Here is a 12,017-nt window from a genome sequence, read left to right as displayed (position 1 = left end):
CCATGACCTCCATCACCCTCGACATGAACTGCGACATGGGCGAAAGCTATGGCGCCTGGCACATGGGCAACGACGAAGCCGTGCTGAAGTACGTCAGCTCGGCCAACATCGCCTGTGGTTTCCACGGAGGAGATCCGGGCACCATGCGCAAGACCGTCGCGGCGGCGCTGGCCAACGGCGTGGCCATCGGCGCGCACCCCAGCCTGCAGGACCTGGCCGGCTTCGGCCGCCGCACCATCCAGATATCACCGCAGGAAGCGTACGACGCGATGGTCTATCAGGTCGGCGCGCTGGCCGGCGTGGCGGCCTCGCAGGGCGCGAGGCTGCATCACGTCAAGGCGCACGGCGCGCTGTACAACATGGCCGCGAAAGACCTGGAACTGGCGCGCGCGCTGTGCCAGGCCGTGCGGGACGTGGATGGCGGCTTGGTGCTGTATGGCCTGGCGGGCAGCCGCTGGATCGAGGCGGCCCAGTCGGTGGGATTGCGGACCGCACAGGAAGTGTTCGCGGATCGTACGTACCAGGCCGATGGATCGCTGACGCCGCGCAGCCGCGCCGACGCGATGATCACGGATCTGGACCAGTCGATCGGGCAAGTGCTGGGCATGGTGCGTGATGGCGTCGTACAGGCCACCGACGGCACGCGCGTGCCGCTGCGGCCGGACACGCTGTGCATCCACGGGGATCAGCCGGGCGCGGAAGCGTTTGCCGCGGGCATCAGGAAAGCGCTGCAGGAAGCGGGCATCGAAGTCCGGGCCATGTGAACCACGCCGCATCCGCAGTCGTCCACGTCAGTGGCGCAGACCGTCCTCCCACCGCCGCAGCCATTTCTCTCGCGACATGGGCTGGTCCGCGCCGGACAGGCTGATGCCGATCTGACTGAAATAGTGCTCGGTCGGCAGTTTCCGCCCTGAGGTCACTGCAAAGGCCAGGCCCACCACGGGCAATGCACACATCAACGGCAACAGCAGGTTCGGGATGCCAGGGAGCCCTTCGGGCCGCGGCCGCCCGGCGATCTGCGTTGCCGCCAGCACCGACAGCGCGAGTCCCCCGCCCGCGACCACCTCGGCGACCGAGTGCGCACCGACGCCGACGCGCGAGCACGCGACCAGCAAGCCGAGCGCCACGCCGGGCAGCCAGGCCAGCCGCGGCATGATGCCTTGCAATGTCAGCAACGATACGAATGGCCAGACCGTGAGCGCCAGGAAAGTGTGCCCGCTGAAACACGTCAGGTCCAGGGACGGCACGCCTATGCCCCAGCCATAGAACAGGATCTTGCTGACAGCCACGGCCAACATGCCTGCCCCGAACGCCAGCATCCAGACCACGCCGGCGCGAACGCCCGACTGCCGGAAAATCTGGAAACAGACCAGCGCACCCAAGGGGACGAGGAACACGGCGTTGCCGAAAAGGGTGAATAGGGACCAGGGCATGGACGTTCAGGGCTGGCTTGCACTTTCATGGGGGATTCGGCACGGGCCTGCATGCGCCAGGGCCGCATTGTCTCATTCGACGCCGCGGTCTGCTCGGCAAGGCGGCGCGGCATGCCGCGCCCGAGGCCGCGAGGGCCGCCGCACGACAGCGCAAGCGCGAACGGATGGTGCCCCGCCCACCCGTTGCGTGCCATCCCCCTGACGAGGGATATTGCAGCCTATCTTTTTTGCAGCAGATCCTCGATCTTCACCGGCAGATCCCGGACCCGCACCCCAGTGGCGTGATGCACCGCATTGGTGATCGCCGCCGCGATTCCCGCCAGCCCTATCTCTCCGATGCCGCGCGATCCCAGCTCATTCCAGATCAGGTCCGGATAATCCAGGAACGTCACGTCCAGTTCAGGAGCATCCGCGTGCGTGGCCATGACGTAATCCGCCAGGTTGCTGTTCACCGGTGCGCCGCTGCGCGCGTCGTACTCGGTCTGCTCGAACAGCGCCATGCCCACCCCCATGATGAGCGCGCCCTCGATCTGGTTGCGCCCGGTGCGCGGATTCACGATGCGTCCCCCGTCGATCACCGTGACCACGCGCGATACGCGCAGGCGCGCCGTGGCGGGGTGCCAGGTCACTTCGGCGAAGTGCGCTCCGTAGGAATTGATCGAATAGCGCTTCTTCAGGTCGTTCCCCGACCCGGCCTTGCCTTCACCCGATACGGACTCGACGCCAGCCCGGCGCAGCACATCCTGCAGCGGCACGTGCGCGTCCGCGCCCTTGGACGGGCCAATGGCGCCGTCCCGGCACGACAGGCCATCGGCGGGCCGATCCGCCCAGACCCCGCCCTTGCGCGTGGCGATGCCGATCACCGCGCGCACGGCCTCCCGCGTTGCCTGCAGCACGGCCGGGATCACAGAAGCGGTCGCCCCCGAGCCCCCGGAGAATGGACCCGGCGGCAGCGCCGTGTCGCCCAGGCGGACGTCGATGCGCGCCAGCGGAATCCCCGTCTCGGCGCTGACCAGTTGCGCCAGCACTGTGTATGTTCCGGTGCCCAGGTCCTGCGTCGCGCAGACGACGCGCGCCGACCCATCGGCGTGCAGCGTGACGGTTGCTTCAGCGGGCAGCCGCAACGCCAGCCACGAGCACGAAGCCATGCCCCACCCCAGGATCAGGTCGCCTTTTTTCATCGAACCGACAGGCGACGTCCGGCGCGACCACCCGAAGCGCTGCGCGCCGGTGCTCAGGCACTCCGTGAGATGGCGCGAAGAGAACGGCAGGCCGCTGCCCTCGTCCTTCTCGGGCTCGTTCAACAGGCGCAAGGCCACCGGATCCATATCCAGCGCCACGGCCAGTTCGTCCATGGCGGACTCCAGCGCGAACAGCCCGGGCACCGCGCCAGGGCCCCGCATGGACGTGGGCGCACCGACGTGGCGGCGCGCGATGCCTGAACACACCTTCAGGTTGGGCACGCTGTACATATGCGGCGTGGCCTCGACACAGCTTTCCTGGTAGTCGTCCAGTTGCGAGCCCTGGCTGATGTAATGCTGCTGCACCGACACCAGCTTGCCCTGCTGCGTGGCGCCCAGCCGGAAACGCTGGCGCACGAAAGGCCGATGCCCCACGGTCTGGAAGGCCATCGCTCGTTGCAGCACCACCTTCACCGGCTTGCGCAGTTGCAGCGACGCGGCCGCCGCCAGCAGCGAATGCGGCCACGGCCACAGCTTGCCGCCAAAGCCGGAGCCCAGGAAAAGCGAGATCACGCGCACGGCGTCCGGCTTCACGCCCAGCATCTGGGCCATGACGTCCCGATGATTCACCACGGCCTGGCTGGTCTCGTACAGCGTGTAGCCGCGGCCGTCATAGTCGGCCACGCAGGCATGCAGTTCGATGGGATTGTGGGTCTCGACCGGCGTGCTGTAGATGGCCTCGATACGCACGGGCGCGCTGGCATAGGCGCCCTCGGCGTCGCCGCGCTCGCTCTCGACGTCGCTGGCCTGATCGACGTCCTCGGGCGCCGAGACGTCCGGCGCCAGCGCCTCGTAGCGCACCTTCACCAGGCGCGCGGCGGCGGTGGCGATCTCCAATGTATCGGCCACCACCAGGGCCACGTATTGGCCGTAGTAACGGATCACATCGTCTTCCAGCGGCGGCCGCTTCTCGTCGATGGACCCCTTCTCGGCGCGCTTGAGCGGCGGGCGATTGGCGCGATGCAGCACCAACCGCACACCGGGCACGGCCTCGGCCTGGCTGGCATCCAGGTCGGCGATCCGGCCATGCGCGATGGTGGCGCCCACGAGCACGCCGTGCAGCATGCCGGGCAGGTTGAAGTCGGCGGCATAGCGCGCCATGCCACTGACCTTCTGCGGCCCATCGACACGCGGATGGGGATTGCCGATGGCCTCGGGGTGAGAAAGCGCGTTCTGTTGGCGGGGAGTATCCATGCGCGGGCTCCTAGGCGTTGTGCGGCGGCACCGCGGTGGACAAGGCATGCGCCAGGCAACGGCGCGCCAGTTCGATCTTGAAGGCGTTGCCGCTTTGCGGCACGGCGCCGCGCAAGGCATCCTCCGCGGCCTGTGCATAAGTGGATTCATGGGGAGCCTGCCCCAGCAGCCGCTGCTCGGCCTGTGGACAACGCCAGGGCCGCGTGCCAACGCCGCCCAGCGCGATGCCGGCCTGTTCGATGCGGCCGTCGCGGACGTTCAGCACCACGGCGGCGGAGGCCAGCGCAAACTCGTACGAGGCGCGGTCGCGCAGCTTCAGGTAGGCCGAACGCGTGCCCGCTGGCAGCGCGGGCAGCACCACGCCAACGATCAGTTCCCCGGGCGCCAGCACGGTTTCGCGCTCGGGCGTGTTGCCCGGCAGCAGATAGAACTCGTCCAGCGCGAGGGTGCGCATGCCGTCCACGCCTTGCACCTGCACGCGCGCGCCCAGCGCCATGAGGGCCACGTTCATGTCGGAGGGATTGGTGGCGATGCAATGCTCGCTGGTCCCCAGCACGGCGAGGTTGCGGTTGAACCCGCCGATGGCGGAACAGCCCGAACCCGGCTCGCGCTTGTTGCACGGCGCGGCGCGATCGCGGAAGTACACGCAGCGGGTGCGCTGCAGCAGGTTGCCGCCGGTGGTGGCCATGTTGCGCAACTGCGCCGACGCGCCGGCCAGCAGCGCCTGCGACAACACAGGATAGTGTTCGCGGATGTGGGGATGATGAGCCAGGTCGGCATTGCGCACCATGGCGCCCACACGGACCTCGCCCTCCGCCGTCACCTCGACCTGATCCAGGCCCAGGCGGTTGATGTCGACGACGTGCGTAGGCGTCTCGACATCCAGCTTCATCAGGTCGACCAGCGTGGTGCCTCCGGCCAGGAAGCGCACGCGCGCGGGTTCGGAAGCGGCCAGGCGGACGGCGTCGGCCACATCAGCGGCTCGGCTATAGCGAAAATTCTGCATGGCGCTCACCTTTTTCCGCGGACGTCCTGGATGGCCGCCACGATGTTGGAGTACGCGCCGCAGCGGCAGATGTTGCCGCTCATCAGCTCGCGCACCTCGTCATCGTGCGGGCCGCACGGTTCATTCACCAGGGCGGTGGCGGACATGATCTGTCCGGCCGTACAGTAGCCGCACTGGTAGCCATCGTGCGCCACGAAAGCGGCCTGCATGGGATGCAGCGCTTCGGGCGAACCCAGGCCTTCGATGGTGGTGACCTGGCAGCCGTCGGCCACGGCCGCCAGCGTCAGGCACGCATTGACGCGACGGCCGTCGAGATGCACCGTACAGGCGCCGCACTGGCCATGGTCGCAGCCTTTCTTGCTGCCGGTCAGGTGCAGGGTTTCGCGCAGCGTGTCCAAAAGCGTGGCACGCGGGTCGAGCCGCAGGGCGTGCGTCGTGCCGTTGACATGCAGGGTGACGTCAAGCGCGCCCGTGGCCGCGACAGGGGAAGAAGAGTCAGGCATGGAGACCTCCGGATGGATCGGGGGGATGGCAGCAAGCTGCATGCCTGCAAGAGAGAAGGTCGAATCGCGCCGCAGAGGCTCTTATGCAGGCTACCGGATCCATGGCCGATCTGAAATTCGATCTCGACGACGTACGGGGATACGGGCGGCATTCTTCAGCAAGTGGGCTGAACTCCAGTCAACGACCACGGCAGCCTGCGTGGGGGGAGATGTTTTCAGGTGGTAACGCAGTGAGTGCGTCGTGACTGATTCTTGCCGGCATGCGCGGGGAACGCATCATCACGCAGCTCGTAGCCGTCCACGTAATCGGTTCATCCCCGCATGCGCGGGGAACGCGCAGCCTGGATGCTGTAGACCGCCGAATCGGACGGTTCATCCCCGCATGCGCGGGGAACGCCCTCGAGACCGTGCTGGCCATGCCGGCCTGGGCGGTTCATCCCCGCATGCGCGGGGAACGCCGAGGTGTCCCAACTGAAGGCGACGCTCAAGGCGGTTCATCCCCGCATGCGCGGGGAACGCCCGATCAAAGATCGGATGGTAATGGGCGCGCTCGGTTCATCCCCGCATGCGCGGGGAACGCGGCCTCAAAAGGGCGAGTCCGTTACGTTGCCGCGGTTCATCCCCGCATGCGCGGGGAACGCCTGAAGCCGTAGGCCCAAGCCGTTCGGCCGGTCGGTTCATCCCCGCATGCGCGGGGAACGCCTGCACCCGGACAACCCGGGCATGACGACGATCGGTTCATCCCCGCATGCGCGGGGAACGCCCGGCCGCGCGACTGAAGAGAATCGAGGAAAGCGGTTCATCCCCGCATGCGCGGGGAACGCTTGCGCTTCAGCTCTTCCGTGCAAAACCGTGTCGGTTCATCCCCGCATGCGCGGGGAACGCGCATTCATCCTGGGTACCATGGCGAGCATCGACGGTTCATCCCCGCATGCGCGGGGAACGCGGGGAATTTCTGATATCCGCTTAAGCCCAGAGTCGGTTCATCCCCGCATGCGCGGGGAACGCTCTTAGCATAACCTCTTATTTTAAAAGAGAAATTTACACCCCAAAAATTCTACCAATTCTTTAGCAACAAATTTGCAATCCAAAAGCCACGTTCAACGATGCTCTCCCAGGACAGATCCAGACCCCTATCTACCCTCCAAAACCCCATCTGAAAATCCGGGCAATCGACAGCCAACCAGCGCCCAGAGAGGGAGGGCCCAAACGTCCCTGCCCTATCCCAACATGTTGGCCAGTGCCATAATTCTCGAGCCCCCTCGCCTCCCTGCTTCATCATGACCGCTCGCGACCTGGAACAAGCTGTACTCGACCGTTGCATCAGCGGCGCGCTGGGTCGCGTCGACACGGCGCAATCGCAGGCAGAAGCCAGTGTGTTTCGCTTTGCTGCCATGGCGCTGGATACGGCGGACAAGACATGGTCCACAGCCCTTTGGCATGCCAGCGATGCTTACTTCTCCAAGTATCCGGACAACGCCCCGACACCCCTGGCTGATCTGATCCGCACAGGCCATGTGTTGTCGGTTTCAAGGCTGCGAGACATGCTGTTGATGCAACTCAGTCGGCAGGTATCTCATTGAAGAACGAACACAACTTCTACCTTGATACCGAACTCGGCAAAGGCCTGAAGGCTCTATTCGACGAATTGCAGTTTCGCCTTCAACTTCAGGCGCCGATCAAGGTCTACATCGCGGGCGGTATCGCGGTTCACCTCTACACCGCATACCGCGTCAGCATGGACGTGGACGCCGAATTCAGCGCCCGCCTGCACTTGCCCGCAGACTTGGGCATAGAGGTCATGGGACCAAACGGCCGCCCCCTGTGGCTGCACTTCGATACCCAGTACAACTCCACCTTCGCGCTCATGCACGAAGACTATCTGGATGACGCAGAGCGCGTTCCCCTCGCAGTGGAGTACTTCGACATCCACGTACTGTCTCCTGTCGACCTGGCCGTCAGCAAGATTTCTCGATTTGCAAAGAACGATCAGGAAGACATCTCAGCGCTCGTGTTGCATGGGCTGACAACCGCAGATGCCATCGAAAAGCGCGCCCTTGATGCATTACCGGGATTTGTAGGTAATGTGGGACCGCTCAAGCTGAATATCCGCGATGCCGTGGAAATTGCTCGTCAGGCAGAGGCCCGAAAGCTTGATGGCTGCTGAATCGTGACCAGTCCTCTCGACTCATCATTGCGTACGCACATATGTAGTCGGCCCTGAACAATCCTGCGGAGCCTTATTTCATAGGGCTTTCCAAGCAGGATAGGTGGTGAGGAATTGCAGGATTGGAGATAATAGAAGCCCGTTTTCCTGCAAATTTATCCGAGGTTTAGATGGGCCCGAAGACGCCAGCAGCCCGGAGCGGCGATCTGTTCCGCCATCCATTGCGCGAACAGATCAACCTGAAGCATCCGATCGTGCAATTGGCCGATCTGATGGACTGGCAGCGCATAGAGGCCGTGTGCGCATCGGGTTTCACCTCGGGCCGAGGCCGCCCCGCCACGTCGCCGAGGTTGATCGCCGGGCTGCTGTACCTGCAACACGCGTTCGATCTGTCGGACGAGGCCGTGGTGTGGGGCTGGGTGGAGAACCCGTACTGGCAGGTATTCACCGGCGAGACCTATTTGCAGACCGAGCCGCCGATCGACGCGTCGAGTTTGACGCGCTGGCGCACTCGTCTGGGCGAGGCGGGAGTGGAGGAGTTGCTGGCTGCGACCGTGGCGGCAGCCAAAGGCGGCGGACTGCTGCGCGCGGCCAGCTTCAAGACGGTGATCGTGGATACGACGGTGGCTCCCAAGGCGATCTCGCATCCGACCGATTCGCGATTGCTCGAGCGCAGTCGCGCGCACCTGGTCAAGGCGGCGACCGAACACGGATTGAAGCTGCGGCAGAACTACAACCGCGAGGCGCCGAGGCTGGCCGTGCAGATAGGTCGGTATGCGCACGCCCGGCAGTTCAAGCGGATGAACAAGTCGCTGCGTACATTGCGCTCGCGCGTGGGGCGGGTCTGGCGTGACATCGACCGGCAGATGGATCGGGTGCAGGTGACGGCGCGCGCCTCGCTGCAAGACTTGATGGTACGGACCAAACGTATCCTGGATCAGCGCCCGAAGGACAAGAACAAGTTGTACGCGCTGCATGCGCCCGAGGTCGAATGCATCAGCAAGGGCAAGGCCAGGACGCCCTACGAGTTTGGGGTGAAGGTGTCGATCTCCACGACGCTCAAGGAAGGGTTCGTGGTGGGCGCGCGCTCGATGCCGGGCAATCCGTACGACGGGCACACGCTGGCCGAGGCGCTGGAGCAGGCGGGGATCATTGCCGAAAGCCCGATCACCACGGCGGTCGTGGATCGCGGTTACCGCGGGGTCGAAGTGCCGGGTGTGCAGATCCTACGCTCAGGCCAGCGGCGCGGCCTGACTCGCGGCCTGAAAGCGATGATCAAGCGCCGCAGCGCCATCGAGCCGACCATCGGACACATGAAGGCTGACGGCAAGCTGGGGCGGAACTGGCTCAAGGGCGCGCTGGGCGATGCGATGCATGCCGTGCTGTGTGGCGCGGGCCACAACATCCGCCTGCTGCTGCGCCGGCTGCGGCTTTTTTACGCCCTGCTCCTGGCACTATGGATGGACTGCTTTACCGCGATGACAGTGACTGTGCCGAGATAACCAGGGCGTCACATTGCTTGGTCGACCCAGAACCTGATTGTTCAGGGCCGACTATGTACGGTTTTATTCGGCCAGATCACCTCAGTCTCGTTCATCCCCGTACGCGCGGGGAACACCGAGATGCGTTGCCCGCTGGCTGGAAAATCAGCGGCTCGTCCCCGCGTGCGCGGGGAACGCTCTTCTTAACGTAAGTTCCTATTTTTAAAGATCAACTCTCACGCCAAAAATCCTGCCGATAGATTTCTCAATAACCCACCGCACAAAAACCTCGCCAAACCACCCGGCGAATCCGGCCACAGAGGCGCATGGCCCGCTGCTCACTCCGACGCTTCCACTGGCTGAAACGCCACCAGCCGCAGCCCATCAAACTCCACAGGCATCCGCCTGTTTTCCCCAAGTGTCTGGAATTCATACCCGGACTCGCTGGAACTGGCCCACGCCATGACCACGTTTCCGCCCTCATGGCCTTCGCTCAACTGCTCCCAGATCACTTCGCGTGTGCGCGCAGTCACGTCCCCGATGTAGACGCCCGCACGCACCTCCAGCAACCAGATAGCCATGCGCCCCCGCAGTCTCGGAGGAACGTTCTCGGTAACGACGACAACGAACGCCACTACTGCACCCGATGTCCGACGTCACCCAGGCCAACCGCGTTCGGGATCGCCGGAGGAACGGATTCCGGCGGCGCCGCTGGCGGTGAAATCTCGCCCGCAGCCAACACCTCTTCGATCATGGGAATGATGCGAGCCAGCAGCTTGGTCGAGCGAAAGATGTCCCGGCATGCCAATCGCACCTGGCGCTCGGGCTCAGGGCCCGCTTGAGCGGCAATCTTGAATGCCGCGGGCACGACCGTCTCAAACTTGAACAAGTCGGCTACGTCATACACGAACGACAGCGGCTTTCCCGTATGGATGAATCCCACAGCGGGGGCATACCCTGCGGCCAATACCGCCGCCTCGCAAATGCCATACAAACAACTTGTGGCGGCGGAAAGGCAGCGGTTGGGGATATCGGCGGCATCCCACTGCTTCTGATCATAATTGCGGGACTGCCAGTCGACCCCGTACTGACGAGCCAGCAGCTTATAGGTCTCGCGCACACGAGCGCCCTCGATACCACGCAATTGCTCCACGTTGCGGCGAGCCGGCGCAGGCTCCTTGAAGCGCAACTCGTACATCTTGCGCACGACCTTCAGCCGCAGCTCATCGTCCAGCGCAAGCTTGGCCTGGTAAAGCAGCCGGTCGGCACGCGCACCGCCAGGTTGGCCGCTGGCATACAAACGCACGCCCGCCTCGCCTACCCACACCAGCAGGGTGCCCACAGTGGATGCCAGATGCACGGCAGCGTGCGATACACGCGTGCCGGGCTCCAGCATGATGCATGCCACGGACCCAACGGGAATGTGCGTACGCACACCCGTCTGGTCGACCACGACGAATGCTCCGTCCAGCACGTCTATCTGCCCGTACTGGACGAAGATCATCGAGACACGGTCTTTCATGGGCAAGGGCCTCAGGCGCGGCAGCATGCTAGTCGACGCGCTTCACCAGCAGAAGCCCGCAGCCAAAGGCCCGCGCATGGCCGACTCCCTCGCGCAAGGCGCGGCCCAGCAACTCGGCATCCTCGACATAAGCCACACCTTGATAGTCCAAAGATGAGAACTCGATACTGCGCTGGCGGTGCCGCAACTTGTGCTGCGTGTAGGCCTCGGCGGCCACGGTCTCGGGTCGAACCGCAAGCCCCCAACCTTCCGCCTTGCGCAACAACCAGTCCACAGCAGCCTGTTGAATGAGATCGGCGCGGTGCTCAGGCTCGCCGTCATACGCTTGCTTGGCATTCATCAGCACATCATGCCGCTTGCCCGGCGCATCGGCACGCGCCCGACGCGTCACGACGGGATTGGCGCGCAGGTCGAAGCGCAGGCAAGCGCCCTGCTCCACCGTGGGCGCATACGGTTTGGATTGCAACCGGAACAGACCGGGCACGTCCCGCGGAGGACGTGCGGAGACGACGTAATAGATATCCTTGCCGCCCGACACCTGGTTTCTGCGAAATACGAAATCCCTGGGCCGATCATCACCGGCGAACAGCTTCCACATCAACGCGTGATCGCGGTAAGCCTCGCCATGCCGCGCCAAGCTGGCCAACAGTTCCATGTCGTCTGGCCAATCGATCAACTGAACGCGAGAAAAATAATGGCTCATTGTCCGTCCTCTCCGGCCAGATAAACGGATTCGCGGCGTGACACGAACTGCCAGCGTCGACGGGACAAGGGTTCGTCGCTCCGATCGGTTTGAAAGCTGACGGGCATGCCCGCATCCATGCCGGTTTCCCAGTAGTAGCGCGCCAGGCCAGGGCGAAACGCCCATTTGTCCGATGCGCTGGGCCAGGCTCCGGGGGCAGACTTCTTCGGCAGATCCGTCAAGGAAAACTGCGCAGCCGAATCCAGTGCGAGGCGCAGGGTTTCAGCCCGCACCAGTTGCGGGCCAAGCGGCAGCGCCAATGGGCATGACTTCCTTCCCAGATACAGCGGAAACACCGGACGACGCAAAGCGTCCGCCAACTGATCCAATGGCCGGGGCGCATTGTCGAGAGCGAGAACAGCGACCACGGCAATGCTGTCGCAGCGGTACTCACGAGAGGACAACAACGTGCCAAGACGGCTATCGTCTATCAACTCTTGCCTCCGTGTGCGATATTGCACCTTGGCCTGCTGCGGCGGTGCCTGTACGGTGTGATAGTCGCGCACAGGCGAACCCGCGCTGACAAGCTTCACGCCGAACCGATAGCCGGCGGTCAGCGCTGCTTGTCCTTCATCATCAGTACGCTCGATGCCCAAGGCTGCGCCCAACAAGCCCAGCAGCGCGGACCGGGAGGGATGAACCGCCGAATGGCGCGACTCGCCGACGGCGATTTCCCCCCAACTGGCCAGCGGGCCATACAGGCGAAAGACCAGATAGTCCGCCATGGC

Annotated in this window: 12 protein-coding genes and 1 CRISPR repeat array; of the genes, 4 read left to right on the top strand and 8 right to left on the bottom strand. The window is 64.5% G+C overall.

The genetic code is table 11. The features are described 5' to 3' along the window. Positions 1 to 2 precede the first annotated feature (2 nt). Positions 3 to 764: a LamB/YcsF family protein gene (locus A6745_RS08355; protein WP_066125600.1), complete on the top strand. Its 762-nt coding sequence runs from the start codon at positions 3 to 5 to the stop codon at positions 762 to 764. Positions 765 to 791: 27 nt separating this feature from the next. Here A6745_RS08355 and A6745_RS08350 read toward each other — a convergent pair whose 3' ends face one another. The 4 genes from A6745_RS08350 to A6745_RS08335 all read right to left on the bottom strand — a co-directional run bounded on the left by A6745_RS08350 (position 792) and on the right by A6745_RS08335 (position 5,377). Then, positions 792 to 1,433, bottom strand: coding sequence for a phosphatase PAP2 family protein (locus A6745_RS08350; RefSeq protein WP_066125598.1), 642 nt, complete (start codon positions 1,431 to 1,433; stop codon positions 792 to 794). Between the two features lie 218 nt (positions 1,434 to 1,651). Then, positions 1,652 to 3,868, bottom strand: a complete 2,217-nt coding sequence (locus A6745_RS08345; RefSeq protein ID WP_066125595.1) for a xanthine dehydrogenase family protein molybdopterin-binding subunit — start codon at positions 3,866 to 3,868, stop codon at positions 1,652 to 1,654. A gap of 10 nt (positions 3,869 to 3,878) precedes the next feature. Then, positions 3,879 to 4,874, bottom strand: a complete 996-nt coding sequence (locus tag A6745_RS08340) for an FAD binding domain-containing protein (protein ID WP_066125592.1) — start codon at positions 4,872 to 4,874, stop codon at positions 3,879 to 3,881. A 5-nt stretch (positions 4,875 to 4,879) separates the two neighbouring features. Then, positions 4,880 to 5,377 carry a (2Fe-2S)-binding protein gene (locus A6745_RS08335; protein WP_082852953.1) on the bottom strand — a complete coding sequence of 166 codons (498 nt, stop codon included), beginning with the start codon at positions 5,375 to 5,377 and terminating at the stop codon, positions 4,880 to 4,882. A gap of 246 nt (positions 5,378 to 5,623) precedes the next feature. Continuing rightward, positions 5,624 to 6,385: direct repeats of the CRISPR family, unit length 29 nt; unit sequence CGGTTCATCCCCGCATGCGCGGGGAACGC. 272 nt (positions 6,386 to 6,657) lie between these two features. Between A6745_RS08335 and A6745_RS08330 the strand changes: the two genes are divergently transcribed. The 3 genes from A6745_RS08330 to A6745_RS08320 all read left to right on the top strand — a co-directional run bounded on the left by A6745_RS08330 (position 6,658) and on the right by A6745_RS08320 (position 9,046). After that, positions 6,658 to 6,960, top strand: coding sequence for a hypothetical protein (locus A6745_RS08330; RefSeq protein ID WP_066125588.1), 303 nt, complete (start codon positions 6,658 to 6,660; stop codon positions 6,958 to 6,960). Next, positions 6,957 to 7,544 (top strand): DUF6036 family nucleotidyltransferase, encoded by a 588-nt coding sequence (locus A6745_RS08325; protein ID WP_066125587.1) that lies wholly within the window; start codon positions 6,957 to 6,959, stop codon positions 7,542 to 7,544. Before A6745_RS08330 ends, A6745_RS08325 begins: the two co-directional genes overlap by 4 nt. Before the next feature lie 170 nt (positions 7,545 to 7,714). After that, a complete protein-coding gene (locus tag A6745_RS08320; protein WP_066124824.1) occupies positions 7,715 to 9,046 on the top strand; it encodes an IS5 family transposase in 1,332 nt (443 codons plus the stop codon). A 317-nt stretch (positions 9,047 to 9,363) separates the two neighbouring features. Here the strand turns inward: A6745_RS08320 and cas2e are convergent, their stop codons facing one another. Genes cas2e through cas5e form a run of 4 tightly spaced genes read right to left on the bottom strand, consistent with a single transcriptional unit; the run spans position 9,364 to position 12,014 of the window. After that, entirely contained in the window at positions 9,364 to 9,660 is a 297-nt protein-coding gene (gene cas2e / locus A6745_RS08315; RefSeq protein WP_066125586.1) for a type I-E CRISPR-associated endoribonuclease Cas2e, read from the bottom strand. After that, positions 9,660 to 10,547: a type I-E CRISPR-associated endonuclease Cas1e gene (cas1e, locus tag A6745_RS08310; RefSeq protein WP_066125892.1), complete on the bottom strand. Its 888-nt coding sequence runs from the start codon at positions 10,545 to 10,547 to the stop codon at positions 9,660 to 9,662. Before cas1e ends, cas2e begins: the two co-directional genes overlap by 1 nt. Positions 10,548 to 10,575: 28 nt before the next feature. Beyond that, on the bottom strand, positions 10,576 to 11,250 hold the full coding sequence (gene cas6e / locus A6745_RS08305; protein WP_066125584.1) for a type I-E CRISPR-associated protein Cas6/Cse3/CasE: 675 nt from the start codon (positions 11,248 to 11,250) through the stop codon (positions 10,576 to 10,578). Beyond that, positions 11,247 to 12,014 carry a type I-E CRISPR-associated protein Cas5/CasD gene (gene cas5e, locus A6745_RS08300; RefSeq protein WP_066125581.1) on the bottom strand — a complete coding sequence of 256 codons (768 nt, stop codon included), beginning with the start codon at positions 12,012 to 12,014 and terminating at the stop codon, positions 11,247 to 11,249. The genes cas6e and cas5e overlap by 4 nt, the downstream gene beginning before the upstream one ends. Between the last annotated feature and the right edge of the window lie 3 nt (positions 12,015 to 12,017).

It is taken from the genome of Bordetella ansorpii, from assembly GCF_900078705.1.
In the GTDB taxonomy this organism is placed as follows: Bacteria; Pseudomonadota; Gammaproteobacteria; order Burkholderiales; family Burkholderiaceae_B; genus Bordetella; species Bordetella ansorpii_A.
Note: the sequence above shows the minus strand (reverse complement) of the source record. Positions and strands in the feature narration are given on the sequence as shown.